Origin of the sequence: Nevskia soli DSM 19509, from assembly GCF_000711955.1 — a bacterium.
Taxonomy (GTDB): Bacteria; Pseudomonadota; Gammaproteobacteria; order Nevskiales; family Nevskiaceae; genus Nevskia; species Nevskia soli.
In genome coordinates this window covers 74,321-99,740 of sequence record NZ_JONR01000017.1, presented here as the reverse complement: position 1 = coordinate 99,740, position 25,420 = coordinate 74,321, and the positions used below count along the sequence as shown (strand labels likewise).

24 protein-coding genes are annotated in these 25,420 nt (G+C 63.2%); 9 read left to right on the top strand and 15 right to left on the bottom strand.

The window, feature by feature from the left end:
• Positions 1 to 76 precede the first annotated feature (76 nt).
• The 7 genes from BP26_RS0110285 to BP26_RS0110255 form a co-directional block, all read right to left on the bottom strand.
• Positions 77 to 805 (bottom strand): CDP-diacylglycerol diphosphatase, encoded by a 729-nt coding sequence (locus BP26_RS0110285; RefSeq protein ID WP_051748811.1) that lies wholly within the window; start codon positions 803 to 805, stop codon positions 77 to 79.
• A 29-nt stretch (positions 806 to 834) separates the two neighbouring features.
• Positions 835 to 1,482, bottom strand: a complete 648-nt coding sequence (locus tag BP26_RS0110280; protein WP_029920495.1) for a DsbA family oxidoreductase — start codon at positions 1,480 to 1,482, stop codon at positions 835 to 837.
• Positions 1,483 to 1,630: 148 nt separating this feature from the next.
• Positions 1,631 to 3,010: a sigma-54-dependent transcriptional regulator gene (locus tag BP26_RS0110275; protein ID WP_029920494.1), complete on the bottom strand. Its 1,380-nt coding sequence runs from the start codon at positions 3,008 to 3,010 to the stop codon at positions 1,631 to 1,633.
• A 15-nt stretch (positions 3,011 to 3,025) separates the two neighbouring features.
• Positions 3,026 to 4,807 carry a sensor histidine kinase gene (locus tag BP26_RS0110270; RefSeq protein ID WP_029920493.1) on the bottom strand — a complete coding sequence of 594 codons (1,782 nt, stop codon included), beginning with the start codon at positions 4,805 to 4,807 and terminating at the stop codon, positions 3,026 to 3,028.
• Positions 4,808 to 4,874: 67 nt separating this feature from the next.
• Entirely contained in the window at positions 4,875 to 5,741 is an 867-nt protein-coding gene (locus BP26_RS0110265) for an alpha/beta hydrolase (RefSeq protein ID WP_029920492.1), read from the bottom strand.
• A gap of 4 nt (positions 5,742 to 5,745) precedes the next feature.
• Complete coding sequence (locus BP26_RS0110260; RefSeq protein ID WP_029920491.1) at positions 5,746 to 7,149, bottom strand: aspartate aminotransferase family protein; 1,404 nt, start codon at positions 7,147 to 7,149, stop codon at positions 5,746 to 5,748.
• Positions 7,150 to 7,159: 10 nt separating this feature from the next.
• Positions 7,160 to 7,915, bottom strand: coding sequence for an MtnX-like HAD-IB family phosphatase (locus BP26_RS0110255; RefSeq protein WP_169740683.1), 756 nt, complete (start codon positions 7,913 to 7,915; stop codon positions 7,160 to 7,162).
• A 597-nt stretch (positions 7,916 to 8,512) separates the two neighbouring features.
• Between BP26_RS0110255 and BP26_RS0110250 the strand changes: the two genes are divergently transcribed.
• Genes BP26_RS0110250 through BP26_RS0110235 form a run of 4 tightly spaced genes read left to right on the top strand, consistent with a single transcriptional unit; the run spans position 8,513 to position 12,805 of the window.
• The gene (locus tag BP26_RS0110250) at positions 8,513 to 9,640 is read left to right on the top strand and encodes an ABC transporter permease (RefSeq protein ID WP_029920489.1); all 1,128 of its coding nucleotides are present in this window, start codon (positions 8,513 to 8,515) and stop codon (positions 9,638 to 9,640) included.
• Positions 9,637 to 10,434, top strand: a complete 798-nt coding sequence (locus BP26_RS0110245; RefSeq protein WP_084182986.1) for an ABC transporter ATP-binding protein — start codon at positions 9,637 to 9,639, stop codon at positions 10,432 to 10,434. The genes BP26_RS0110250 and BP26_RS0110245 overlap by 4 nt, the downstream gene beginning before the upstream one ends.
• Complete coding sequence (locus BP26_RS0110240; protein WP_029920487.1) at positions 10,431 to 11,330, top strand: HlyD family secretion protein; 900 nt, start codon at positions 10,431 to 10,433, stop codon at positions 11,328 to 11,330. Before BP26_RS0110245 ends, BP26_RS0110240 begins: the two co-directional genes overlap by 4 nt.
• Positions 11,327 to 12,805: an efflux transporter outer membrane subunit gene (locus tag BP26_RS0110235; protein WP_029920486.1), complete on the top strand. Its 1,479-nt coding sequence runs from the start codon at positions 11,327 to 11,329 to the stop codon at positions 12,803 to 12,805. Before BP26_RS0110240 ends, BP26_RS0110235 begins: the two co-directional genes overlap by 4 nt.
• 36 nt (positions 12,806 to 12,841) lie before the next feature.
• On the opposite strand, the gene BP26_RS0110230 is transcribed toward BP26_RS0110235, so the two are convergent.
• The 4 genes from BP26_RS0110230 to BP26_RS0110215 all read right to left on the bottom strand — a co-directional run bounded on the left by BP26_RS0110230 (position 12,842) and on the right by BP26_RS0110215 (position 15,984).
• The gene (locus BP26_RS0110230) at positions 12,842 to 13,072 is read right to left on the bottom strand and encodes a hypothetical protein (protein ID WP_029920485.1); all 231 of its coding nucleotides are present in this window, start codon (positions 13,070 to 13,072) and stop codon (positions 12,842 to 12,844) included.
• A 64-nt stretch (positions 13,073 to 13,136) separates the two neighbouring features.
• Positions 13,137 to 14,342, bottom strand: coding sequence for a 3-oxoadipyl-CoA thiolase (gene pcaF / locus BP26_RS0110225; protein ID WP_029920484.1), 1,206 nt, complete (start codon positions 14,340 to 14,342; stop codon positions 13,137 to 13,139).
• On the bottom strand, positions 14,343 to 15,125 hold the full coding sequence (locus BP26_RS0110220) for a CoA-transferase subunit beta (RefSeq protein ID WP_029920483.1): 783 nt from the start codon (positions 15,123 to 15,125) through the stop codon (positions 14,343 to 14,345).
• Positions 15,126 to 15,135: 10 nt separating this feature from the next.
• On the bottom strand, positions 15,136 to 15,984 hold the full coding sequence (locus tag BP26_RS0110215) for a CoA transferase subunit A (RefSeq protein ID WP_029920482.1): 849 nt from the start codon (positions 15,982 to 15,984) through the stop codon (positions 15,136 to 15,138).
• A 139-nt stretch (positions 15,985 to 16,123) separates the two neighbouring features.
• On the opposite strand from BP26_RS0110215, the gene BP26_RS0110210 reads away from it, so the two are divergent.
• The 3 genes from BP26_RS0110210 to BP26_RS0110200 all read left to right on the top strand — a co-directional run bounded on the left by BP26_RS0110210 (position 16,124) and on the right by BP26_RS0110200 (position 18,362).
• Positions 16,124 to 16,924 (top strand): IclR family transcriptional regulator, encoded by an 801-nt coding sequence (locus BP26_RS0110210; protein WP_036516517.1) that lies wholly within the window; start codon positions 16,124 to 16,126, stop codon positions 16,922 to 16,924.
• A gap of 141 nt (positions 16,925 to 17,065) precedes the next feature.
• Positions 17,066 to 17,932: an aldo/keto reductase gene (locus tag BP26_RS0110205; protein WP_029920480.1), complete on the top strand. Its 867-nt coding sequence runs from the start codon at positions 17,066 to 17,068 to the stop codon at positions 17,930 to 17,932.
• Between the two features lie 199 nt (positions 17,933 to 18,131).
• Positions 18,132 to 18,362: a hypothetical protein gene (locus BP26_RS0110200; RefSeq protein WP_029920479.1), complete on the top strand. Its 231-nt coding sequence runs from the start codon at positions 18,132 to 18,134 to the stop codon at positions 18,360 to 18,362.
• 331 nt (positions 18,363 to 18,693) lie between these two features.
• Here BP26_RS0110200 and BP26_RS26585 read toward each other — a convergent pair whose 3' ends face one another.
• The 3 genes from BP26_RS26585 to BP26_RS29440 all read right to left on the bottom strand — a co-directional run bounded on the left by BP26_RS26585 (position 18,694) and on the right by BP26_RS29440 (position 22,818).
• Complete coding sequence (locus BP26_RS26585; protein ID WP_084182984.1) at positions 18,694 to 20,019, bottom strand: tetratricopeptide repeat protein; 1,326 nt, start codon at positions 20,017 to 20,019, stop codon at positions 18,694 to 18,696.
• A gap of 226 nt (positions 20,020 to 20,245) precedes the next feature.
• The gene (locus tag BP26_RS28460) at positions 20,246 to 21,595 is read right to left on the bottom strand and encodes an Ig-like domain-containing protein (RefSeq protein ID WP_169740682.1); all 1,350 of its coding nucleotides are present in this window, start codon (positions 21,593 to 21,595) and stop codon (positions 20,246 to 20,248) included.
• A 416-nt stretch (positions 21,596 to 22,011) separates the two neighbouring features.
• On the bottom strand, positions 22,012 to 22,818 hold the full coding sequence (locus BP26_RS29440) for an outer membrane beta-barrel protein (protein WP_169740681.1): 807 nt from the start codon (positions 22,816 to 22,818) through the stop codon (positions 22,012 to 22,014).
• 831 nt (positions 22,819 to 23,649) lie between these two features.
• Here BP26_RS29440 and BP26_RS0110190 point away from each other — a divergent pair.
• Both BP26_RS0110190 and BP26_RS29435 read left to right on the top strand, forming a co-directional pair.
• Positions 23,650 to 24,237, top strand: a complete 588-nt coding sequence (locus BP26_RS0110190) for a tetratricopeptide repeat protein (protein ID WP_157572467.1) — start codon at positions 23,650 to 23,652, stop codon at positions 24,235 to 24,237.
• Between the two features lie 37 nt (positions 24,238 to 24,274).
• On the top strand, positions 24,275 to 24,664 hold the full coding sequence (locus BP26_RS29435) for a hypothetical protein (protein WP_157572466.1): 390 nt from the start codon (positions 24,275 to 24,277) through the stop codon (positions 24,662 to 24,664).
• On the opposite strand, the gene BP26_RS0110180 is transcribed toward BP26_RS29435, so the two are convergent.
• The gene (locus BP26_RS0110180) at positions 24,661 to 25,410 is read right to left on the bottom strand and encodes a sigma-70 family RNA polymerase sigma factor (RefSeq protein ID WP_084182982.1); all 750 of its coding nucleotides are present in this window, start codon (positions 25,408 to 25,410) and stop codon (positions 24,661 to 24,663) included. The two genes, BP26_RS29435 and BP26_RS0110180, sit on opposite strands and share 4 nt — an antisense overlap.
• Positions 25,411 to 25,420 lie beyond the last annotated feature (10 nt).

Here is a 25,420-nt window from a genome sequence, read left to right as displayed (position 1 = left end):
AATTGAAGCCGGGCACTGCCCGGCTTTTTTTTGGTCATTGACCGCGCTTTTGGGTGGAATCTCTCGGGGTACGCGATCAACTGCAACTATGACTCTGCAAATCCTCGCCGTGGCCCTGGTCCAGGCGCCACAGGCTCGCCGTATCGTCGAGCAGGATGAATCCCGGCGTGCCGTCCTCGAAAGTGGTGCCGGCCGCAACCAGGGTATGCCGCGCCATCTCTTCCACCGGAACCCCCAGCAGGGCAAAGGGATTGGCCTGGTCGAACGCGGTCTCGGTGATGCGCATGGCGCGATAGCGGCGCCCTTCCAGGGGCACGTCCAGCGTCGCCCATTGCGCGCCGATCTCACCCAGATGCGCATGCAAGGCATCCCGCACCGCCGGCCGCAGGCAATCGATGTGGATATGCAGCTGGTTCTGCGAGCGCCCATAGCGGGAATTGATGGCCAGCCCCACCTCCTCGCGCGGCAAGCTGCGATGGATGGCCTGCTCGACGAAGCTGCGGGCGCGCCAGGCCGCGGCGAAGTACGGCGGCGCATCGGCGGCCAGCAGCGCGGGACTCTCGACGCCGCTGACCGGCCCCGTGGCGATCAGCAGGAACTGGTAGGGGCCGTTGCGATCCTTGAGCACGGCGTAACCCCGCTGCTCACCTGCCTCCAACGCCACCGCGACGCAGGGCGCCGGATCGCCATGCTGTTGCTGGTCCGGCACGCAGCGACCGTGCACGATCTTCCATAGCGCATCGGGATCACCCTTGCGGCAGCCGCCGACGAACGAAGAGCAGGCCAGCACTCCGGCCAGGAGCAAGCACCGCCAAGGGCGCGCCTGCATCGCGTTCAGGCCGCCGCGGCAATCTGCCGCAGCGCCTGCTCGAATACCTCGGGTGGCTGGCCGCCCGAAATCAGGTGGCGGTCGTTGATGATGATGGCCGGCACCGAATGGATGCCGCGGTCGGTATAGAACCGCTCCTGCTCGCGCACTTCGCCGGCATAGGTGTCGGAAGCCAGGATGGCGCGGGCCCGCTCTCCATCCAGGCCGACGCGCTGTGCCAGCTCGATCAGCACTTCATGATCGCCCGGGTTCTTGCCGTCGGTGAAATAGGCTTCGAATAGCGCGTGCTTGAGCGCCGCCTGGCGGCCTTCCAGCTCGGCCCAGTGCAGCAGCCGGTGGGCATCGAAGGTGTTGTAGATGCGGCCGCGCCTGTCCATGCGGAAGGTGAAGCCGAGCTGTTCGCCGCGGGCGCGGATGTTTTCGCGGTTGGCGTCGATCTGGGCCGCGCTGGAACCGTATTTCTGCGCGATGTGCTCGACGATGTCCTGCCCGGCGGGCGGCATGGCGGGGTTGAGCTCGAACGGCTGGAAATGCAGCTCGGCCGCCACCTCGCCGTCCAGGCGGTCCAGCGCCGTTTCCAGCGACTTGAGGCCGATGATGCACCAGGGGCAGGAAACGTCGGAGACGAAATCGATGCGTAACGGTTTGCTCATGGCGGCTGTCCTGCTGGATTGGTGTGCGGCTGCGCCGGTCCGGACCCGGTCTGCCCTGCCTGCCGGAATCCCTCTCGAAGCTCAGGATGACATGGAAATTGGGGCGGATTCGTGACGGATCAAGAAGCAGCGCGGTTCAGGCCATGGATCAAGTGGTCGCGCGCCGGGCGATGCTGATGCCGAGCTTCTTGATGCGGTGCCACAGGCTGCGCTCGCTGACGCCGAGCAGCTCCGCCGCCTTGACCTGGACGCCCGAAGTACGGCGCAGCGCCTCCAGCACGAACTCGCGCTCCAGGCGGTCCAGCTCGGCGTCGAGGTTGGAGGGGATGCGCACCGCCTCGTGGCCGGCCGGCGACTGGGTGAACAGGTCCTGCGGCAGGTCGCCGACGTCGACCACGTTGCCCTTGGCGACGATGATGGCGCGCTCGATGCAGTTCTGCAGCTCGCGCACATTGCCAGGCCAGGCGTAATCCTGCATGGCGCGCAGCGCCGCAGGGGTGAAGCTCGGCTGCGCCTTGCTCATGTGCTGGGCCAGGCTGTGCGCGCTGTGCTCCACCAGCAGCGGGATGTCCTCGCGTCGCGCGCGCAGCGGCGGCACATGGATGGGGAAGACATTGAGCCGGTAGTAGAGGTCGCTGCGGAAGGCGCCGCTGCGTACCGCCTCGCGCAAATCCTTGTTGGTGGCGGCAAGGATGCGCACGTCGGTGTTGCGCGGGTTGGCGCTGCCCACCGGCTCGAAACTGCGCTCCTGCAGCACGCGCAGGATCTTGGCCTGCAGGGCCGAGGGCATGTCGCCGATCTCGTCGAGGAACAGGGTGCCGCCGTCGGCCTGGGCGAAGCGGCCCTGGCGGGCGCTGACGGCGCCGGTGAAGGCGCCCTTGACGTGACCGAACAGCTCGCTCTCCAGCAGGCCTTCCGGGATCGCCGCGCAGTTGATGGCGACGAATGGACCGCCGCGGCGGCTGCTGTTGAAGTGGATGGCCCGCGCCACCATTTCCTTGCCGGTGCCGCTCTCGCCGCTGATCAGCACGCTGGCGCGACTTTCGCAGACCTCGGCGATGGCCTCGATCACCTTGTGAAAGGCCGGGCTGGTACCGATCAGGTTTTCGAAGCGGTAGCGGCCCTCCAGTTCCTCGCGCATGCGCAGGTTGTCGCTTAGCGCGGTATACATGCGCAGGGCCTTGGCGATGGTCGCTTCCAGCTCGTCGATCTCGAACGGCTTGCTGATGTAGTCGAAGGCGCCATCCTTGATCGCCTGCACCGCGTCCTTGACCGTGCCGTAGGCGGTCATCAGCACCACCGGCACATTGGGCGCGCGGCGCCGCAGCTCGGCCAGCAGCTGCTGGCCGCTCATGCCGGGCATGCGCAGGTCGCTCAGCACCAGATCGACCGGGTCGTTGTCGAACTGCTCCAGGGCGGCCATGCCGGATTCCGCCATGCGCGTCTGGTAGCCGAGCTCCTGCAGCGTGGCGGCCAGCACCTCGCGCAGCTTGGGCTCGTCGTCGACCACCAGGATGGTATGGCTCATGCGCAGATGATAGGGCTAAGCGATAGCTGCGTCTTTGCGCGACAGCGGCAGGATGAACTCGAAGGTGGCACCGCCGCCGGGCTCGTTGCGGCATTCGACGCTGCCGCGGTGGCCTTCCATCACGCTCAGCACCTTGGCCAGGCCGAGGCCGGTGCCCTGCGGCTTGGTGGTGAAGAAAGGGTCGAACACGCGCTCACGCACCGCCTCGGGCAGGCCGGGCCCGCTGTCGGTGAAGCGCAGGAACAGGAATTTGCCTTCGACACGCTGGCCGATGAGCAGCTTGCCGCCGCCGGGCATGGCGTCGATGGCGTTGAGCACCACGTTGAGCGCGGCCTGGTAGAGCGAATCCGCGTCGCCGTCGACCCAGGCGTCCGGCGCCTCGTCGGCCACTTCCAGGGTGATGCCGCGCATCGCCAGCTCCGGCGCGCAGAAGCGGGCGACGCGGGCGATGACGTCGCTGGTGCGCAGCGGCAGCTGCATCAGGGCCACCGGCTTGACGAAGGCCAGGAAATCGGTGATCAGCTGGTCGATGCGGCGCACCTCGCCGATGACGTTTTCCAGCAGCTGCTGGTCGCCCTGGGCCATGCGCTGGCGCTTGCGGATCAGCTCGGCCGAGGTGCGGATGATGCCCAGCGGATTGCGTACCTCGTGGGCGATGCCGGCCGCCACCTGCCCCAGCGCCGACAGGCGGTCGCGCCGCCGCAGCTGGGACTCCAGCTCGTGCAGCTGCTCCAGCCGTTTCGACATGCCGTTGAAGGCTTCCGCCAGCTCCGCCACCTCGTCGTTGCCCTCGACCTCGACGCGGCTGTGGTAATCGCCGGCGGTGATGGCCTGCACGCCGGTGGCGAGCGAGCGCAGCGGCCGCGCCAAGCGGCGCGACACGGCATAACCGACCAGCAGCGACAGGCCGGTGCCGGTAAGGAAAATGATGATGAAGACGTTGCCGCGCGAGACCCAGTCGGTGGCCCAGTCGCGGGTGCGCAGACCGCAGAACACCACCCCCTGCAACTGCCCCACGTCGCCGCGCAGCGGCCGGTAGATGCCGGTGAAGGCGCCGCCGGCCACCTGGCGGTCGAACACCTGCGCGTCCGGCTTGCGCAGCTCGGCCACGATGCGCGGCTCCAGCATCAGACTGCTGTCCCCCGCGCCCTGAGAGCGGTACAGCTCGTGGAAGCCATCGGAACCGGCGCGGTACAGGCGGAAATCGAAGGAGGTCAGGGAGCCCAGGCGGCCGAAGAAATCGTCGTCCAGCCAGGAGCCCAGCAGCAGCTGGTACTGCCGCCCGCCGCTCTGGAATGGCTCGACCGCGGCGACCATGGTGCCGAAGCCCTTTTCCGTCGCCACCCGGTACAGGGTGATGGCGGTGCCCAGGCGGATGCGCTCGCTGCTGCGCATCGGCAGGGAGCTGTAAACGAAGCTGCCGTGGTCGTCGATGATCGCCAGGGCGTGGAAGCCTTCGGCGGCAATGGTGTCGCGCAACAACGGCGGCACCTGCTCCTGCTTGTCGATCACGCGCTGCAGCAGGTCCGGTTGCTGCGCCAGCACGCGCGCGATATCGGCGGCTTCCTGCTGCGAATCGGTGATGCTGCTGAGAAAGTAGATGGAGGTTTCGTTGAGCCAGTTCTTGAGGTTGCTCTCGAAGGCCCGCGTCACCACCTGGCTGGCCAGCTCGGCGGCGAAGAACATCGGCACCAGGCCGACCACCAGGAAAGCCAGCAGCAGGCGCGCCTGCAAGGAACCGCGGCGCCGCGTGACGACGCCGGTCCTTTGCCCTTGCGCAGTTTCCGTTGCAGACACTACGGCTTACCCTCGCGAAAAACCCCGGTCCTGGCCCGCCCCGTGCGATCCACGGGGTGCACGGGATTCAGGATACAGCGGCGATGCGCAGATTGCCGGAGCGGGGCTCGGCCTGGACGCACCAGCGCTGCAGGTGCTCGATGCTGCGCGCCAGCACCTGCTCGCGCTGCCGGTCCACGGTAATCATGTGGTAGCTGTCCTCGAGCAGGCTCACGTCCACCGGCCCGGCCAGGTGGCGGGCGATGTAGTAGGCGTTGCGCACGCTGCTGACATCGTCCTCACGCGCGTGCAGGATCAGGGCCGGGGCCTGGATCGACGGCAGTTCCTTCTTGACCTGCGCCACCAGCCGCCACATTTCCCGCAGGGCTCGGGCCGGGGTGCCGGCCAAGCCGGCGTCGGCGCTGTTGCCGTTCAGCATGTTGTGCACCACGCGGCGGCGCAGGCGCTCGTCCTTGATGCCGTAGGGGTGCTTCTCCATGAAGCGGTAGTTGTGGCCGATCGGCGTATTGATCAGCACCTTGAGCAGGAAGCTGTACCAGGGAATGGTCCAGCCGTCGTAGCGCAGCGTCGGTCCGTACAGCAGCAGGCCGTCGACCTTGTCCGGGTGCTTCGCCGCCAGATGCAGCGACAGGATCGCGCCCATCGACAGGCCGCCGACGAACACCGTGCGGACCTTCTGGCGCAGCGCATCCAGGGCCTGTTCGACCCCGGCCACCCAGTCCTGCCAGCTCGTCGCCAGCAGATCGGCCTCGTCGCCGCAGTGCCCCGGCAGCTGGACGCCATAGACGGTAAAGCCGGCCTTGTGCAGTCCTTTGCCGATGTAGCGCATCTCCACCGGCGTGCCGGTGAGGCCATGGATCAGCAGCACGCCGGCGTCGCCGCCCTCGTAGAAGAAGCTGTGATCCTTGATGCCGGGGGCGGTGGGCTGGTGCATGGGCTCAGCGGCTGGTGGTGACGCGGTGCAGGGCCTGGCCGAGCAGCTCGAGGCCGAGGTCGATCTCTTCCTTGCTGATGTGCAGCGAGGGCGCGAAGGTAATGACGTTCTTGTAGTAGCCGCCGATGTCGAGCACCAGGCCGTACTTCCTGCCGTTCACCACCAGGTCGCCCTTCATGCACTCGTCGCAGAGGCGGTCGACCATGGCCTTGTCCGGGGTGAAGCCGTCCTGGCCGCAGATCTCGGCGCGCAGCGCCAGACCCAGGCCGTCGACGTCGCCGATGATGGGGAAGCGCTTCTGCAGCTGCTTCAGGCCGTCGAGGAAGTAGGCGCCCTTGTCCATGACCATGGTTTCATAGTCGGTCTCGGCCAGCATCTTCATCGTCTCCAGGCCGACGGCGGTGCCGATCGGGTTGGAGGCGAAGGTGGAGTGGGTCGAGCCGGGCGGGAACACGGTCGGGTTGATCAGCTCTTCGCGCGCCCAGATGCCGGCCAGCGGATTGAGGCCGTTGGTCAGCGCCTTGCCGAACACGATCACGTCCGGCTTGACGCCGAAATGCTCGATCGACCACAGCTTGCCGGTGCGGAAGAAGCCCATCTGGATTTCGTCCACCACCATCAGGACGCCGAACTTGTCCAGCACCTTCTTCAGCTCGATGAAGAAATTCATCGGCGGGATGACGTAGCCGCCGGTGCCCTGGATCGGCTCGACGTAGAAGGCGGCATATTCGGCCTGGCCGGCCTTCGGATCCCACACGCCGTTGTACTCGGTCTCGAACAGGCGCTCGAACTGCTTCACGCACTGGCTGCCGTACTCTTCCTTGCTCATGCCCTTGGGGCCGCGGAAGTGGTAAGGGAACGGCACGAACTGGGCGCGGTCGCCGAAATGGCCGTAGCGACGGCGGTAGCGGTAGCTGGAGGTGATGGCCGAGGCGCCGAGGGTGCGGCCGTGGTAGCCGCCCTCGAAGGCGAACATCAGGCTCTTGCCGTTGCTGGCATTGCGCACCAGCTTGAGCGAGTCTTCCACCGACTGCGAGCCGCCGACGTTGAAGTGCACGCGGCCCTTGTGGCCGAACTTCTTCTCGGCGTCCTGCGCGACCATGGTCGCCAGCTGGATCTTGGTCGGGTGCAGGTACTGGCTTGCCACCTGCGGCAGGGTGTCGAGCTGCTTCTTGACGACGTTGTTGAGGCGCTCGTTGGCGTAGCCGAAATTGACCGCGGAATACCACATCTGCAGGTCGAGGAACGGCGTGCCGGCGGCGTTGTAGATATAGCTGCCTTCGCAGCGCTCGAAAATCGGCGGCGGATTCAGGTAATGAACGGTATCGCCGAACGAGCAGTATTGCGCTTCGTCGCGCAGCAGGGCCGCTTCATAGGCAGCGACTTCGGAAGGGGCGACGGTACGCATCGGGACAGCGTTATCCATTGACGAGGGTCTCTAGGGAAATGACGGGGGAAACGGAAGGGTGCAGCTCGGCGCCGCCCCGGGCGCGGTGCACCGACCGGCGCTCCAGGCGCTGCAGCAACTGCCGCGCGCTGGCAAAATCGGGGCAGGCGCGGTGCGGCAGGTTACGTTCGATGCAGCGGGTCAGCAGCTTGTCCTTGGCGAAGACCATGTCGGCTTCGGCGGCCAGGCAGAAATCCGAACTGCCATCGCCGATCAACAGGCGCGAACGGCCGCTGGCGCGGCGGCCGCTGACCTGGCACTTGCAGGTGCCGCTGCCGGCGCTGCACTTGGTGTTGGCTTCGGGAAACTCCAGGCTGTAGCGGTCGCCGCCGAGCAGCTTGAGACGGTTGCTGGCCAGGGGCAGATCGTCGACGCCGTGGCGGGCGAGAATGCGGCGGATGGAATAATCGATGCCGTCGCTGATCACCACCACTTCCAGCCCGCGCGCGCGGCAGTCGGCGACGAAGGCGGGGAAGTCGGGGTCGATCTCGACGGTGTCGAGGTAGGCATCGAGCGCTTCGCGCGGCGCGCGCACCAGGTCGACCTGGCGCGCCATGCACTCGCGCGAGCCGATCTGGCCGGCCTTCCAGTCGGCTTCGATGGCTTCCCACTGCGGCAGGGCGAAGCGGCTCAGCACGCCGTCGGTGACATCGACATGCGCAATGGTGCCGTCGAAATCGCAAATGACCAGCCAATCGTTGGCCGGCGCCGGTGGCACAAACGACATCTTGGAGTCAGGCATTAGAAGAGGCTTTTGATTGAATTTTCCCGGCTTGTGAAGGCCGGTTCGGATCAGGTTAATAAGCTAACGAACGTTAATAGGAGCAAGGACGGTGCCATAGTTTTTAATCTTTTTTAAACAATAGGTTATCTAAAATAATGATGTTTTTTACGGGGGGTCCCAATAGGTGCTTGCCTCATATTGCGGAGGCCGCTACAAATTTTGTAGCTCGCGCCTTGTTTCGCGTAATCGTCCGACCAAGCCATCCAGGGAAAAAATTCCCGCTGGCCCGGCCGCCGCTTAACGCTTCATAATCGCGCTTTAATCCCCCTCGAAGAGCTTATCCGTGAATAAATCGCGGCTGCGACGGCGGTCATTTTTGCGCAGTGCAAGTCGGACAGAGCGCCGCATGGTCATTCCATGCAAGCTCTGGCCGGCGCAGCAATGCGCAAAAATGGCCCCGTCCCGAAGGGTTGCGCCCAAAATCGCGCCAGGCCGCGTTGTCGGGCTGAGCCATGGAATCACCATGGCTCAGCTCTCCGCCTTGCCTGACGCGATTTTGGGCAGCAACGCAGGCGCGATTTATTCACGGATAAGCTCTTAATGTCCCTAGCCCGCGCCACCCTGCTCCATGAATGGCGGCGTTTCCTGCCCGGGCTGCTCTCGGTCGCTTTTGCCGGTGTGCTGATGCTGGTGCAACTGGGTCTGCTGCTCGGCATGTTCGGCACGGTGACCGTGCTGGTGGACCGCTCCGACGCCAATCTCTGGGTCACTTCGCCGGAGACGGAAAGCTTCGACCAGTCGCGCGACATCCCAGCCAACCTTGGCGCGCTGCTGCGTCTGCATCCGGCGGTGGCGCGCAGCGAGACCCTGCTGGTCCACGACGCCGACTGGCGCTCCGGCGACGACACCCGGGTCGCCGTAACCCTGGTCGGCCTGACACCCGCCGCCGACGCGCTGGCCTGCCCGCAGCCGATGCGCGCGGCACTGTGCGCGAAGCTGGCCGAGCCCTCGGCGGTGGTGATCGACCGCGGCGAAGCCGACAAGCTGCATACCGGGGTCGGCCGCCTGGGCGAGGTGAACGGCCACCGCGTGCGCGTGGTCGGCCTGAGCGAGGGCCTGCGCAGCATCGGCAACACCTATGTTTTCGCTTCGTCGCAGACCGCGCGCTACCTGTCCGAACCCCCGGCCACCGGCGAGGACCTGACCACCTTCGTGCTGGCCAAGGCCCGCAGCGACGCGCCGGAAGCGGTGCGCGACGATCTGCAGGCGCTGCTGCACCGCCCCGCCTACCGCATCTGGACCGACCGCGAGTTTTCCTACAACTCTCAGCGCTGGTGGCTGACCGAGTCCGGCGTCGGCGCCGGCTTCCTGTTCTCCTCCCTGCTCGGCCTGATCATCGGCACTGTCATCACCAGCCAGACCCTGCGCGGGGTGATCCTGTCGACCTTGCGCGAGTACGCCACCTTCCGCGCCATCGGCGTGCCGGCGGCGAAGCTCAGCGCGGTGGTGCTGGAGCAGTCGCTGTGGATCGGCGCGCTCGGCGCCCTGCTCACGGTGTTGGTATCGGTGCTGGCCAACGCGCTGGCGCAGGCCTTGTACGTGCCGCTGGTGCTGACCTGGTGGGCGGTGCTGGCGGCGGTGCTGATCGGCCTGATCACCGCGGTGATCTCCGGCCTGCTGGCGCTGCGCGAGCTGTACCGGCTGCAGCCGGCGGAGTTGCTGCGATGAGCCGCGATCCCTCGACAGCCAGCATCAGCGCCACCGGCCTGGTCCACGGCTACGGCAAGGGCGCAGCGCGTACGCCGGTATTGCATCAACTCTCGCTGCAGTTCTGGCCGGGCGAGCTGACCCTGATGATGGGCGCTTCCGGCTCCGGCAAGTCGACCCTGCTGGCGATCCTGAGCGGCCTGCTGCGCCCCGAGTCGGGCGCGGTGCGGGTACTCGATACGCCGCTGTGGAACCTGGGCGCGCGCGAACTGGAGCGCTTCCGCTTCCGGCATTGCGGCTACGTCTTCCAGAACTTCAACCTGTTCCCGGCGCTGACCGCGATCGAGCAGGTGGCATTGCCGCTGGACTTCGGTGGCGTGCACAAGACGCAGGCGCGCCAGCGCGCGGTGATTGCGCTGGAAGAAGTGGGCCTGGGCACACGCATGAACCTGCGTCCGGCGCAGCTCTCCGGCGGCGAGAAGCAGCGCGTCGCCATCGCCCGCGCCCTGATCGGCTCGCCGCAGATCCTGTTCGCCGATGAGCCGACCAGCGCGCTGGACAGCGCCAACAGCGAGATCGTCATCGCCCTGCTGCAGAAGATCGCCCGCACCCACGGCGCCACGGTGATCACGGTGACGCACGACCCGCGCCTGACCCGTCACGCCGAGCGCATCATCCGCCTGCAGGACGGCATGGTGATCGAGGACACGCTGGAAGCGCCGCGTCCCGGTCCCCTGCTCGCCGGCGCCGCCCCTGCCGCCGGTCACGCTCCGCCGGCGCAGCCGCATCCAAATTCCACAGGTGACTTCCTTTGAACCGCTTCGACCGAAACCTGGCGCTCGCCGCTATCCTGGCGGCGGCGGCCGCCTTCAGCGGCTGCTCACGCAGTGAACCGGCCGCCGCCCCCTTGGCAGCCGCAAACGACATCGTCGCCACCGCGCCCGGCTGGGTCGACGTGCAGGGCGGCACGCAGCGCCTGGCCGCGCGCATCGACGGCATCGTGCAGAGCATCGCCATCAGGGACGGCGACACCGTCGCCGCCGGCGAACTGCTGCTGCGCCTCGACGACCGGCAGGCGCAGACCGAGAAGCAGCTTGCCGAAGTGGAATTGCAGCGCCGCCGCCAGGAACGCGACGCGCTGGGCGAACAGCTCAAACGGGCGCAGGAAGAAGCGGCCCGGCTGGCGCCGCTGGTCGCGCAACAGGCCGAGCCGGAGGACGAACTGCGCCAGGCGCGGCAGAAGGTCACGGCATTGCAGACTCAGGCGGGCCTGGCGAAACTCGCCGCACAGGCGGCGGTACTTCAGCTGCAGCAAGTGCAGGACAAGCTGAAGCGGCTGGAGCTGAGGGCGCCAGCGCACGGCCAGGTGCTGCGCGTCTTCGTGCATGCCGGCGAGGCGGTGGGCAGCGGCAGCCAGCTGGTATGGTTTGCCGGCGACGGTCCGCTGATCGTGCGCGCCGAGCTGGACGAGCGCCTGTTCGGCCAGGTGCTGCCGGGCATGACCGCCGAGGTGGCGCCGGAATACGACAACAGCAAGGTCTACACCGCCCGGGTGCTGCGGGTGGCGCGTTCGGTGGGACCGGTGCATGAGCTGCCGGAAGTGCGTCCCGCCGCCAAGGACGACCGCGTGGTGGAATGCGTGCTCGACCTCGGCACCGCCGATCTGCTGATCGGACAGCGCGTGCTGGTGCGTGTACGGAGCAAACCTTGAGCGGATGCCGCGTACTGCTGGCGGCGGCGCTCGCCGGCCTGCTGCTGGCCGGCTGCCTCGACAATCCGGCCTACCAGCGGCCGGACCTGCCCCTGCCGCAGGCCTGGAGCGCGGAGGCGGCAACCGGCGCGGCGCCGGCCGACAACTGGTGGGACGGCTTCGGCGATCCGCAGCTGCGGCAGCTGCTCGACCGGGCGATGGCCGGCAGTCCCGACCTGCAGATTGCGATCGACCGCCTGCTGATCGCGCGCGACGGTCTCAAGGGCGCGCGCTCGCACCTGTACCCGGCGGTGTCGATCAACGGTCTGCCGCCGGACCCGGTCTACTCGCAGGCCCTGTCGATCAACAATGGCCGGCGCCTCGACGTCGATCCCAGCCTCTACGCGCTGTCGCTCGACGCCAGCTACGAAGTCGACTTCTGGGGCCGCGTCAGCAATTCCGTCATGGCGGCGAAGTCGGATTACCAGGCCAGCGTGTTCGATGCCGGCAGCGCTTACATCGGGCTGCGCAGCGAAGTGGCGCGCGCCTATTTCGACATCCGCGAACTGGACGAGGAAATCACACTGTCGACGCAGCGCGGCACGCTGGCCGCCGAACGCCTGCGCCTGCTGCGGCTGCGCCAGTCCGCCGGGCGCCTCGGCGCGGCGCCGGTGATGGATGCCGAACTGGCCGCGCGCGATGCGACGGCCCGCACCGAGGCATTGCGGGCCGCGCGCCGCGAAACGCTCAATGCGCTGGCGGTGCTGCTCGGCGCCACCCCCGAATCCCTGGATCTCGCTGCGGCGCCGCTGCGCACGACGGTGACCGCGCCGGTGCCGCCTGAAGGCCTGCCTTCGGCCCTGCTGGAGCGCCGCCCGGATATCCGCGCGGCCGAAGCGCGGCTGATCGCGGCGCATGCGGAGATCGCGGTAGCGCGGGCCGAGATGTTTCCGCAGGTCGGGCTCACCGCCAAGTTCGGCTTCGTGGCGGAGGCGGTACACGGCCTGGTGTTCGAGGGCAGCAGCGTTGCCGGTGCCGGCCCCACGTTCAGCTATTCGATATTCGACGCCGGCCGGCTCAAGGCCCAGTCCGATGCCAGCAAGCGCCGCTACGACCTGCTCCTGGCCGAGTACCGCAAGAGCATCTATGCCGGTCTCGCCGACGTCGAGAAGTCACTGTTGAGCTACCAGCTGGCGACCAATGACGGAACCCGCTGGTCCGACGCGCAAGGCATGCAGCAGGCGCAGTTGCAGCGGCTGGACCGGTCGCTGGCCGCCGGACGCCTGAGCCGGCTGGAATTGATCGCGGCACAGGATCAGGCCCTGACCGCGGAACTCGCCGCACTGCACAGCTACCACGCGCGCCTCGACAGCCTGGTGGCGCTGTACCAGGCGCTCGGCGGCGGCTGGGATCCGGCGCAGCTCAAGCTGCCGGAGGATGCACCGCCGGAACAGAACGGCGATACACCGACCGTAGCGCCCGCCGCGGCGAAGTAACACCGCGGCGCGCTGCGGCGCCGCGAGGCGCTCCGCTCAGATGCGCGCCACGCCCCGGCGCGACCGTGCCTTGCTCGGGCGACGCGACAGCTTCGCATAGGTGCCGGCGACCGCCAGCGGCACCAGGTACACCGCCGAAGCGGCCATGCACACCGCCGCGCTGGACACGACCAGGGCCTGGCGCACCGCGCCGCGGGCCACCCGGTAAGCCACCGGATCGCGCGGACGGGCACAGGCCGTCAGGGGAATGTCGTAGGACTGATTCATCTTTGCTCCTGGCCCATGGTGATGGGCGATCAACAACCGCGTTGCCGCCGCAGCGGCGAAGAACCTACAGCCGCTCCAGCGCCAGCGCGGCGCCCTGCCCTACACCCACGCACATCGTAGCCAGGCCGTACCGGCCGTTACGGCGCGCCAGCTCGTGCACCACCGCCCCGGCGATGCGTGCACCGGACATGCCGAGCGGATGCCCCAGGGCGATGGCGCCGCCGTTCGGATTGACGTGTTCCGCATCGTCCGGCAGGCCCAGGCCGCGCAGCGAGGCCAGCGCCTGCGAGGCGAAGGCCTCGTTCAACTCGACCACGTCGAACTGGGCGATCTTCATGTTCAGGCGCTGCAGCAGCTTGCCCACCGCCGGGATCGGCCCCACGCCCATCACCCGCGGCGCAACGCCGGCGGAGGCGAAGCCCAGCACGCGGGCGCGCGGCGTCAGGCCGTAGCGCTCGACCGCGCGCGGTGAAGCCAGCAGCAGGGCGGCGGCGCCGTCGTTGATGGACGAGGCATTGCCGGCGGTGACGGTGCCGCCCGCGCGCACCACCGGCTTGAGCTTGGACAGGGCTTCCAGCGTGGTCTCGGAGCGCGGCTGTTCGTCGCGACCGACCAGCTGCTGGGTGCGGCCCTTGTCCGCGGGCACCACCACCGGCACGATCTGCCGGGCGAAGACGCCGGCCTCGGCGGCGTCGCGGGCGCGCTGCTGCGAGCGCAGGGCGAAGGCATCCTGGTCCTCGCGGCTGATGCCGTAGTCCTGCGCCACATTCTCGCCGGTCTCCGGCATCGAGTCGACGCCGTACAGCGCCTTCATCTGCGCGTTGACGAAGCGCCAGCCGATGGTGGTATCGAAGATATCCACCGTGCGCTGGAAAGCGCGCTCGGCCTTGGCCATCACCAGCGGCGCGCGCGTCATCGACTCCACGCCGCCGGCCAGGGCCAGCTCGATCTCGCCGCTGCGCAGGGCTCGCGCCGCCGCCGCCACCGCATCCAGCCCGGAGGCGCAAAGACGGTTCAGCGTCACGCCCGGCACCTGCTGCGGCAGCCCGGCCAGCAGCAGCGCCATGCGCGCCACATTGCGGTTGTCCTCGCCGGCCTGGTTGGCGCAGCCGAGGAACACCTCGTCGATGGCTTCGGCGATGCCGGGATGGCGCGACACCAGTTCGCGCAGCGGCACCGCCGCCAGATCGTCGGCGCGGATTTTCGACAGCGCGCCTTCATAACGACCGATGGGCGTGCGTACGAAATCGCAGACATAGGCTTCGTTCATTTACGCCTCCTCGCGGTGGGCACGGTCGGTGCGGTCCTGCAGTTCGCGCAGCACGCGCAGCTCTTCGGCCGTAGGCGGTGTGGTCTCGATCAGTTCGTCGGCGAAGCGCAAAGGCCAGCCGCACTGCGCCTGCACCGCTTCACGCGTGATGCCCGGATGCAGCGAGACCACGGTCAGCTCCCTGGTGTCCGCCGCCGGCTCCAGCACGCAGAGGTCGGTCATCACCCGGGTCGGCCCCTTGGTGCTCAGGCCCAGCGCCTCGCGGCTGGCGCCGCCTGCGCCGTGGCCGAACGAGGTGATGAAAGGCAGGCGCTCGACGAAAGTGCGCGAAGACATGGTCATGGTGATGAAGACCTCGCCGCAGCTGGAAGCGATCTCCGGCGCGCCGCCGCCGCCCGGCAGGCGCACCTTCGGCTTGTCGTAAGGCCCGACCACGGTGGTGTTGAGATTGGCGTAGCGGTCGATCTGCGCGCCGCCGAGGAAGCCGACGGTGATGCGGCCGCCCTGCAGCCAGTAGCGGAACATCTCCGGCACCGACACCGTGGTCAGCGCCGTCTCGCACAGCTCGCCGTCGCCGATCGACAGCGGCAGCACCTGCGGCCTGGTGCCGATGGTGCCGGACTCGTAGATCAGGGTGATGCCGGGCGCATGGGTCAGGCGCGCCAGGTTGCAGGCGGCCGAAGGCGCGCCGATGCCGACGAAGCAGACGTCGCTGTTGCGCAGCGCGCGCGCCGCGGCCACGGTCATGATTTCATTCGGCGTGAAGGCCTGGGGGTTGATCATGGTGAAAACCTCAGCGCGCCGCGGCCGCGTGGGACTGGAAGGCTTCCGGACCTTGCTCGATCACGTTCTGCTGCATCCAGGCGAGGAAGGACTCGCGCTCGCGCGCGATCGCGTCCCACTTCTTGTAGAAGGAATTGGCGCGCCGGTAATAACCCTGCGCGTAGGACGGATAGGCGCCGCCCGGCACCACAGCGATGGAGCTGATCGTCCACGACGGCAGGATGGTGGCGTTGTAGCCGGGCGCATCGAGCCGGTCGACCACTTCCTCCACCGTGACGATGGAGCGCTTCGCCGCCAGCACCGCCTGCTTCTGCACGCCGACGATGCCTTCCAGCAGCACGTTGCCGGCACGATCGGCGCGCTGCGCATGGATGATGGCCACGTCCGGGCGCAGCGCCGGAATCGCCGCCAGCTTCTCGCCGGTGAACGGGCATTCCACCGTGCGGATGCGCGGGTTCACCTTGGGCAGGTCCACGCCTATGTAGCCGCGGAACGCGGCGAACGGCAGGTTGGCCGCACCGGCCTCGTAGGCATTGGCCATGGCGGCGTGCGAATGCTCCTCGATCGCCAGCGGCTGCGGCCAGCCGTTCTCCACCGCATCGCGCAGGCGATGCAGCGAGCCGACGCCGGGATTGCCGCCCCAGGAAAAGACCAGGCGGTCGGCGGCGCCCATGCCGATCAGCTGGTCGTAGATCAGGTCCGGCGTCATCCGCACCAGGGTCAGATGCTTGCGCCGCTGGCGGATCAGCTCGTGGCCCGCGGCGAAAGGGATCAGGTGGGTGAAGCCTTCCAGGGCCACGACATCGCCATCATGCACATGCAGGGCGACGGCTTCGGCAAGCGACAACAGGGTGGCCATGCATGAGTCCTTTGAAATTTGTTCGTCTAGTGAACATTTATAATTATTTCGAACAAAATAGCGGTTATCGAACAAACTTGTCAAGACAAGGCCGATGTGGAAGATTTGTTCGGTAAGCGAACAACAAGAACGGCTACGGATGCCCACCTCGAAACAGGAAGCCATGGAAGGCGCGGACAACGATCCCCAGCTGTTCGTCACCGCGCTGGCGCGCGGCCTCGCCGTGATCCGCGCCTTCGGGCCGGAGCGCTTGCACCCCACGCTGTCCGACGTGGCCAAGGCGACCAAGCTCCCGCGCGCCACCGTGCGCCGCTGCCTGCATACCCTGGTGGAACTGGGCTATGCCGAAAGCAACGGCCGTTTCTTCTCGCTGACGCCGAAGATCCTGCTGCTGGGCTACTCCTACCTGTCGAGCACGCCGCTGCCGCGCCTGGCGCAGCCCTTCCTCGAGCGGGTCAGCGAGCGCAGCAACGAGTCCTGCTCGCTGTCGGTGCTGGAAGGCGACGAGATCGTCTACGTGGCGCGCTCGGCGACGCGGCGCATCATGTCGGTGGACCTGTCGGTGGGCTCGCGCCTGCCGGCCTTCTGCACCTCGATGGGCCGCGTGCTGCTCGCCGCCCTGCCCCCTGCCGAACTCGAGCGGCGCCTCGCCGCGATGAAGCTGGAGCCCTACACCGCCCACACCACGGTCGACCGCGCCGCGCTGGCGGCGATCCTGCAAACCGCGCGCGAACAGGGCTACGCCATCTCCGACCAGGAACTGGAACTCGGCCTGCGCTCCCTGGCCGTGCCGGTATTCGGCGCGGGCGGCAAGGTGGTGGCGGCGATGAACCTGAGCACGCAGGCCAGCCGCGTCGACCTCGACACCCTGCGCGGCCCGCTGCTCGACACCCTGCGCCTCACCGCCGCCGAAATGTCCGGAGTGCTGGGCGGGTACTAGGGCCTGTTGACGCCAATTTGATCGCCGCGAATTCCCGGGAACGAACCCCCGGCCAGCCGGTCCATTGACCAGATTCAGGTATGGCGCCTCCACCCGGCGCGTTGCACGCCTGAAGCCCCCACGATTGCATTGGAGATTCCCATGTCAGCATACCCCTCGGCAGCGGCATCCGGACAGTTCAAGATCGGCGACATCACCGTCAACCGCCTCGGCTTCGGCGCCATGCGCATCACCGGCAAGGGCATCTGGGGCGAACCCGCGGATCCCAAGGCCGCGCGCGAAACCCTCAAGCGCGTGCCGGAACTCGGCATCAACCTGATCGACACCGCCGACAGCTACGGCCCCTACGTCAGCGAAGACCTGATCCGCGAAACGCTGCATCCCTACAAGAACCTGCTCATCGCCACCAAGGGCGGCCTCACCCGGCACGGCCCGGACATCTGGCGGCCGCTGGGCCGCCCCGAATACCTGCGCCAGTGCGTGCTGATGAGCCTGCGCCGCCTCGGCGTCGAACGCATCGACCTGTGGCAGCTGCACCGCATCGACGGCGCGGTGCCGCGCGAAGAGCAGTTCGGCGTCATCGCCGCGATGCGCAAGGAAGGCCTGATCCGCCACGTCGGCCTGAGCGAGGTCGGCGTCGACGACATCGTCGCCGCGCAGAAGCATTTCCCCGTCGTCACGGTGCAGAACCAGTACAACCTCGTCGACCGCAAGAGCGAAGCCGTGCTGGAGTATTGCGAAAAGCACAACATCGGCTTCATCCCCTGGGCCCCGCTGGCCGCCGGCAACCTCACGCGCCCCGGCTCGGCCCTGACCGAAACCGCCAGGCAGCTCAAGGCGACCCCGGGCCAGGTGGCCCTGGCCTGGATGCTGAAGCGCTCGAAGGTGATCCTGCCGATCCCCGGCACGGCCAATGTCGACCACCTGATCGAAAACGTCGCCGGCGCCGGCATTCACCTGTCGGACGAGGCCTTTGCAGCGCTGGACAAGCAGGGCCGTAAAGGCTGAGCTTTCAGCCGGGCCGTTCCATGATGCACAGACCGCACTTCATGGAACGGCCGGCCGATTCGCGAGCAGATCCAAGGGCTTGCCTCCCGCCCAGATAATTTAGTTTTTCTAAGGTATCGGGGGAAAATAGATCAATTGTTGCAGCGCAACACCACCCGTATAGTTTGCTCCATCAGCTACTTAGCTACCGGAGAGCCACATGGATCAGTTCGCCACTTCTCTCGAGATCGTCATCCTCTCGAGCACCGCGATTTCGGTGTTTGCGCTGGTCGGCCTGATTGCGTGGGACTCCATCGTCGACGCCAGGCTGAAGCTGTCCAGCAGCCACCCGGCACAGGCCAAGCTCAACGCCCTGCGCTACAGCCGTGACGCCGACAGCCACCCCGCACTGCCGCGTTTCCGTTCGGCCCCAGGCGCCCAGACCGCCTGAATCAATGGCTGATTAGAAACAATAGAGTCTGTCAGAGTGCGTCAATGTAACTGTTTGATTTACCGCGCAAAATATAAATGCGCAATTCGCCCTAAAGTCTGTCGGAAAAACCGGCAGGAAGGCCAGTAAATTGAACGTAAATTAGAGATCCCAACGACCCGTTCCGACCGAATTTACGAAAAGAATTCGGAGCTGTTTATACGTCTGCATCCCAGATCAAAAAGTATTGCATCCGTCGGTCGTCAAATGCTGAAATGTGGGCAACGCCTAGGTCGCCTGAGGCGGTGCCCGAGCAAGGTGGGCGACAAGATGGCGTCCTAAATCTAAGAATTCACTCACCGCCCACGATCTGATCTGACTTTAGGCGACTTAGCGCCTCCACCAATTCGCACATTACGTCGGCCCATACGCCGAATTGCGATTGGCGAAATAGCCTCATCGTTGGGTACCACGGCGAGTCCGTCCTATGAAGAAACCAACGCCAATCTGCGTGACAGCCAATCAAAAGCCACACAGGACACGCTAGCGCCCCCGCCAGATGGGCCACAGAGGTGTCAACCGAGATCAACAGGTCAAGCTTCTGCAAAATAGCGGCCGTGTCGGAGAAGTCCTTTAGCCTTGGACTTAGGTCATGAACCTGGTCAGCCCAGCCGATCCTTGCCAATTGGCTTTGAGCCGAGCCGAGTTGCAAGCTGTAGAACTTAACGCCATGGATATTTATGATCGCCTGAAACTCTTCCAGAGGAATGGAACGACGTGCGTTCTCCACGAACTGCTCACCGCCTGACCAGACGAGTCCAACGCGCAATTCTCGGCGTGGTTCCAAGTAGCCGCTCCATTGCGCAACCTGCTTCTGAGGCACCTTGAGATATGGAGTCGTGCCAGGGATACCAGGTACGTCAATGCCGAGAATCAATGGAAGACTGAGAAGCCCCACTTGAAAGTCGAACCCCGCCGCAAGAGCTTCATTCTGGAGAATGGCGTCTACACCTAGGGTTGAGCGCATCAAGCTTATTAGCGGGGATGGCACATCGACGAGCACGTCGGCACGATCAGCAATGTTTGAGAAAAACCTTATAAACTGAATAGTATCTCCCAAACCTTGTTCGCACTGGATGATCAGCCTCTTTCCAGCTAAGGACTCGCCGCGCCAAATGGGTATATTCCATTTTCTCTTCTCAAAGCCCGCGCTTTCCCATCGCCATTCGTACTCCTTCAATCCCTCCGCTAAATTTCCTTCCCTCAGCATCGTAAGCGCCAGGTTCATATGGGCGTTTCCGTAACCTGGGTGCAATTGGATTGCTTGCCGAAAAGCAGAGATCGCGCCGTCAACGTCGCCTGTCTCGCGCAGAAGATGGCCCAGATTGTTGTAAACGTTTGGCGTGGCTGGATCAATCCGCAGTGCCTTCGAATAAGCATCGCGCGCAGCGGCAGTGTTACCGGATTTGTGTAATGCCAATCCAAGATTCCCGACAAAGCTTGCTTTGCTCGGATCGATTGCGGCAGCAGCACGGAATGCTACGACGCTAGCAACCCAATCACCCTTCTTCAGATATGCATTTCCGAGATTGAAGTGTGCTTCGGCCGAAGCTGGATTGAGCACCAGGACTTCCCAGCAAGCCGAAATGGTGGATTCAAGAGAATTGTCGCTGCTCAACTCAACACTCGACCAAGTGCGTATACAAGCTGCTTCGAAGCCAGTACACCGCTACGAACTCCATAGTTGAGTACTGCGCGTGGGCTCCACAAACAGCCTCGAATTTCGAATTGCCGCACGAGCCGTATAACCCGGCGTCTAGTGGATCAATCGATTGCGTTTTGCCTTTATCGAGGCATGGATAGACTGAGCCCCGATGGCAGCCTCTAAAGTGATGTATATCCGACTAGCCACTGATACTAACCGTAACCGTTTGAGCAGTCAGAGGAGGCGATGCCACCTGAATAGTGACCGACGATGCAGTTCCGTCAGGCGTGAAAAGTGAAAGCGCAGCACCGGTACTATCCGTCTTTGCCGTGGCCACAGATAGCGCGCCTCCGCCGCTCGGCAAGGTGAAACTCACTGCAACTCCTGACAAGGCATCTCCGGCCGCATCCCTGACAATGGCTGTCACCACGCTCGAACCCTTCGCCTGAATCGGCGACGGTGCCGACGCCGTCAAAGAGCTTGGAGGACCAACGACGTTCAGCCCTAAGGTTGTCGATAGTTGTGCTCCAGATACAGCATCCTTAGCCGTCGCAGTTACAGTGACCGCTCCTGTGGTACTCGCTAACAGGCTGATGTTGGCGGTTCCGTCGCTCTGAGTCTGCTCAGTTAAGGAAGTCCCGATATTGTGAAGACTGTCCACCAGATCGCCCTGGCTGGTTGAGAACGTCACAACCTGGGAAGCGACGGGAATAGTCTGCGAAGTCCACGTCAGCACCAGTGGTTGCTGAACGTTTTCGGATATTTGCGTGCCTGCGATAGGCTGAGTAAAGCCAAATGCTGAAGGCAACAAGGAGACATCAAAAGATTGGCCAACAGCAGTGGAGTTAACCGAAGCAGATGCTTTGAGCGTTGCCGTCGATGTTACTTGGGATCCGGTTGTGGCCGGCGCGACGTAGCTAAACACCAACGCGCCGTTTGTCCCTGATGCCCCTGTAGTTGGGGTTACGGTACCAACAGAAGCGGATAATGTAATGGTTGTACCTACGATGGCGTTGCCATCCGCTCCAACCAAAATTACTGTACATCCGGCTGTACTTCCAGCAGGGATTGCATTAGGGCACGGGGAAAACGTAAGCGTGCCAACGGGCGGTGCGCCTCCCGAAGGTGTCACTTGAATGGTCGCTGTTTGAGGGGCCAGTGAAGTGGTCGAAACGCTCACCGTAGCCGTTCCAGCGGCTCCATTTGGAGTAAATAACACACTAGCTGTGCCGCTACTATCAGTTTTTGCGGAGGTAGCAGAAAGATTGCCTACACCAGGCGGCGACAGGGAGAAGCTTACAGCAACCCCAGGGAGGACAGAGCCATTCGCATCTTTGACAAGCGCAGAAACCACGCTTGAACCGTTAACAGCAATTGGAGACGGCGCCTGCACCGTGAACGTTGCTGGTATTCCGAGGACGGTTAGCAGCAGGCTAGCGGACAGCTTCGCACCAGACGACGGATCAACTGCAGTTGCCGTTACCGTAGCGGCACCGGATGTCGCAGATACGATCTGGATGTTCGCAGTACCGTCTTTCTGCGTGGACACGGTCGCCGTAGCACTGACTCGGCCCGCACTGTCGACCAAGTTGCCCAAATTGGTGGAAAACGTAACGGATTGTGAAACAACGGGCGCGCCGTTTGAAGTCCAGGTTAGTGCGATAGCCTGTGGGACGCTCCCTGTAATCTGCGCTCCCGATGCTGGCTCGGTGAAGTTGAAGTCAGAAGCTGGTGGCGCAGAAGTATTCCCACCCGTACCTCCCACGCTGCAACCAGACAGGCACAAAAGCACGAATAGGCGTCCGATAAAACGAGCGGTGCGTGTATCCATAAATTGAACGGGTATCCCCAGCTATTTCTGTCGCAATTGATGATCGGAGGCTAAAAGACGCGCAGCCCTTCTAATAAGCCGCCGAATGGCTTGCGCCGAGCACTCGCGAAGTATCTCCAAAGTCCATGTAACGCCTATTTCTTTATATAAATGATGCAACCATCGGAGTCCACAACCGCATTGGGAGGCGTATCCGGACACTTATCATGCGAGTCGTCAATTCCGTCACCATCATTGTCATTGAGCGACGCCAAACCCTTTGATACAACGCCATGAAAAGTGGCTTCTACCGGTGCAGATTTATTGCTTGGGACGAGGATGGCTGCGGTTCTTTGCCCCTCGCCGATGAAAGGCTCAAGAACTATATCCGTAGCAGCAGGCACGGCACTTGTCACGAGCCGGGGATCGTGGTAGGTCGGATTTCCGATCCGATAAGTAAGGCCTAACGAAAAAATCAGATCGTTATAGGCCTTGGAGTCGAAATCGTGGCGCACCACCGCATCTGTTCTAACTCCGAAGTTTGATTCCGGAATTTGCCAGTGCAGACCGAGGCCTCCACGCGCCACGGCGGAATCGAAATTGCTCTTTGGGGTATCTGTATGCAGCCAACCTGCGCCGCCCAAGATAATCGGACTAAGAGCTTGATTCGGCCATGGGGTGTAAACAGTCTGCAGACTTAGACCATAAGCCTTGATCTTACCGGGGGCATCGTCCAGGCGATATTGCGAGGACTCGGACAGAGCTTCAAAAGAAAAGTTGTCCGTTAATGAGTAGCCTGCGGCGAACTGGACTCCGTAATCGTTACCAGCTTTTCTGCCGGAATCAGAAGTCGAATAATAAGCCCCGGGGGCTACATAGAACGGCCATGCGAAGGCCGACGAACTCGATAGAAGAAGAACAGACGCACTCAACCATCGAACTTTCGAAAGCAGCGACTTCATCGCCATATCCCCTAACATTTTTGGCATTTAATAATTGCTTTGAAGCATCCCGTTTGTTACTCCCCCAAAGCCCGTAGCTGCAATTTTGCGCCGGACGGCATCAGACAATTGCAGTTACTCAAGCGGGCCAAGGATCACTTCCGCCAGTTTTCTCCGTACCACCTGCTCCAAATGAAATGACGAGAAGTACATCAATCCACCCACATATACCTCAGTCAATCGAATTCGACCGGCGCCAGACCAGACGTATCCAAACACGCTGAAGACCCGCTATCGCCACCCTTGGCGGCGGCAGCAAAAGACTGACACGTCCAAGCCTTAGAGAGAATATCAGATCACTGCATCGACAAAGCCCCATTCATTTCGACTGAGGTCCGGCACATACGTAAAGTTGGTCGAATCCCGCAGCCGCGGTCTCCGAGTGAATGGAACTCCAGATGAACAAGACCAATAATACCGAGTCGTATCGCAATAGTAGCCTTTGCGGGTTAGGAGACCGATCATGCACCGATTTTGAGCGTGTCAGCTCGAGTAGGTGAGCAGGGATGGCCGGCTCCTTCACCCCGTAAATCGCCTCTTCTCCAATTGTATAGTCCTGAAAATTCATAAATTGTTTAACGCGAACCGATGAACGGTGCGTGATGGCTGGGTTCGGCATTTACCTAGAGCTTCAAGGGCATCCAGAAGGCCATCCAAGAATGACGAATCCGTATCAAGGGCTTGATACACTTGCCATGAGCGCAGGCCTGCGTCGATTTGACTTCAAGGCGTTACGAACAAAGATGGATGCGTCGATGACGCATCCATGCCACAGGGCGAAACAGAGGCTAAATGTCGAGCGATCCTTCTGTAACAAATGAATTGTTTGCCCGAATCCTGGAGAAAATCCGATCCGGCAAGCACCTTGAGGCCATTACAATGCTCGATGAGCACATCGATATTGCCCCCAAGGATTCACGCGCGTTATTTCTACGCGGAGCCGAACAGGCAGAGCTCCGGAATTTCGAAAACGCCATCATCGACTTTCGCGTGGCAACAAAGCTAGATCCGGAGCTTTGGACCGCCCATTTCGAATTAGGGCTCATTTTCTATTTGCAGAACAATTATCCTCAAGCAATGGAAGCATGGTCTGTTCTGGATAAACTGCCTTCATCCAGTTCATTTCGCCTTTTTGCTCATGGCTTGATGCTCTTCACTCAGAACCGGCATGCAATGGCTGTTCAGTATCTCGAACAGGGCATTCGAAACAATTCTGAGAATCCGGCCCTTTCTGAAAGTATGCAGAAGATTTTATTGATCCTGAACACTCCGGCTAAATCCGTTTCGACAGCCACCACACCTGCGCAAAGACCGTCCGAAGACGCTAGACATGTACTCTTGAACAGTTACGACGAATTTACCGACAAGAGAAAATCGTAGCGATTCCGGATGCACAACCAAGTCCCAGGTATACCGATTGACCAAAATAGACCCCACTGCAGACCTGATTAGTGTACTGCGAACGCAGCTCTCTTCGCGTACTGGCGCAAAAAAGGTAGATAGCGATAAGACCGGAAAGTCAGAACAGGGTGCGCACCCACCTCACGTCGTTTCCACTCAAGAAATAAAAAGACGCATCGGGCGTCAGATCCAACAGCTGAATTTGCGATCTGAAACTGAACGGCGTTATGCACGAAGAATATTCCTAGAGTCCATCATTGCCTGGGATTTTGGAGATCAGATTTTGAACGACAGACGCTTCGATTTCATCGTGAAAGACGTCGAGGAATCCCTCAGTCTGGACGGCACGATTTCGAAAACATTCGATTTGCTACTTGAAGCGATTCAAAGCTCGAACGACTCTTAAACATCGAGATTGAAGCCTATCTTGCCGCTTTGAAGTTTTCGCAAAACCTTCAATGCCCGCGCGTGGATTTGCGATACACGTCCTTTTGTTAGCCGCATCATTTCGGCAATGTCGGAAAATTGCACCGCTCCAAAATAGTGAAGCTCGACGATTTGGCGGTCCGGTTCTGGCAGCATCGACACCAATGATTTCAACGATTCCGATACCGCGGCCATTTCACCCGCGCTGGCGTAACTCTGCCCGACGCTTCGGTTTTCGTCTACGTACATGGTCGTATCTTCCAGCAAATAGCCAACAGCCAATCCCAAGGCGGTTTCCACCATCTGCATGAAGACATCGGATGGACCATCCGCGGCTCCGCCGAATTTCGCCAGAGATTCCAACCGCTCCCGACGAATGCGCCTGCGAAATGCACTCTGTGCGTGGTATTCGGACTGCTTTTCCAGGCCGTTCAGCATCGCCCCCCTGATCCGTTTGCTGGCAAATCCGGCGAAGCTTGTCTCCGCTGCAGGGTCAAAACGTGAAATGGACTCCAGCAGCCCAACCACACCCAACTGAATCAGATCTCGGATTTCAACGTAACCTAAGCTTGCTTTTCTATATACATCCCATGCGATCGATTTAACCAAATCCAGATTGGACATCACGAGCTCTTGTCGAGCTGCGACATCACCAGTCAAATACCGTCGCCACACCCCGGACAGGGCGTCTGTCTGTATTTCTGAATGAGGAATATCGTCCTGCATCTTAAACCGT

What these genes read in the sequence shown, in the direction of transcription:
- BP26_RS0110280 (WP_029920495.1), bottom strand. Translation starts at nt 1,482, where the DNA reads ATGAGCAAACCGTTACGCATCGATTTCGTCTCCGACGTTTCCTGCCCC.
- BP26_RS0110275 (WP_029920494.1), bottom strand. Translation starts at nt 3,010, where the DNA reads ATGAGCCATACCATCCTGGTGGTCGACGACGAGCCCAAGCTGCGCGAG.
- BP26_RS0110265 (WP_029920492.1), bottom strand. Translation starts at nt 5,741, where the DNA reads ATGCACCAGCCCACCGCCCCCGGCATCAAGGATCACAGCTTCTTCTAC.
- BP26_RS0110260 (WP_029920491.1), bottom strand. Translation starts at nt 7,149, where the DNA reads ATGCGTACCGTCGCCCCTTCCGAAGTCGCTGCCTATGAAGCGGCCCTG.
- BP26_RS0110255 (WP_169740683.1), bottom strand. Translation starts at nt 7,915, where the DNA reads ATGTCGTTTGTGCCACCGGCGCCGGCCAACGATTGGCTGGTCATTTGC.
- BP26_RS0110250 (WP_029920489.1), top strand. Translation starts at nt 8,513, where the DNA reads ATGTCCCTAGCCCGCGCCACCCTGCTCCATGAATGGCGGCGTTTCCTG.
- BP26_RS0110245 (WP_084182986.1), top strand. Translation starts at nt 9,637, where the DNA reads ATGAGCCGCGATCCCTCGACAGCCAGCATCAGCGCCACCGGCCTGGTC.
- BP26_RS0110230 (WP_029920485.1), bottom strand. Translation starts at nt 13,072, where the DNA reads ATGAATCAGTCCTACGACATTCCCCTGACGGCCTGTGCCCGTCCGCGC.
- pcaF (WP_029920484.1), bottom strand. Translation starts at nt 14,342, where the DNA reads ATGAACGAAGCCTATGTCTGCGATTTCGTACGCACGCCCATCGGTCGT.
- BP26_RS0110220 (WP_029920483.1), bottom strand. Translation starts at nt 15,125, where the DNA reads ATGATCAACCCCCAGGCCTTCACGCCGAATGAAATCATGACCGTGGCC.
- BP26_RS0110215 (WP_029920482.1), bottom strand. Translation starts at nt 15,984, where the DNA reads ATGGCCACCCTGTTGTCGCTTGCCGAAGCCGTCGCCCTGCATGTGCAT.
- BP26_RS0110210 (WP_036516517.1), top strand. Translation starts at nt 16,124, where the DNA reads ATGCCCACCTCGAAACAGGAAGCCATGGAAGGCGCGGACAACGATCCC.
- BP26_RS0110205 (WP_029920480.1), top strand. Translation starts at nt 17,066, where the DNA reads ATGTCAGCATACCCCTCGGCAGCGGCATCCGGACAGTTCAAGATCGGC.
- BP26_RS0110200 (WP_029920479.1), top strand. Translation starts at nt 18,132, where the DNA reads ATGGATCAGTTCGCCACTTCTCTCGAGATCGTCATCCTCTCGAGCACC.
- BP26_RS29440 (WP_169740681.1), bottom strand. Translation starts at nt 22,818, where the DNA reads ATGAAGTCGCTGCTTTCGAAAGTTCGATGGTTGAGTGCGTCTGTTCTT.
- BP26_RS0110190 (WP_157572467.1), top strand. Translation starts at nt 23,650, where the DNA reads ATGTCGAGCGATCCTTCTGTAACAAATGAATTGTTTGCCCGAATCCTG.
- BP26_RS0110180 (WP_084182982.1), bottom strand. Translation starts at nt 25,410, where the DNA reads ATGCAGGACGATATTCCTCATTCAGAAATACAGACAGACGCCCTGTCC.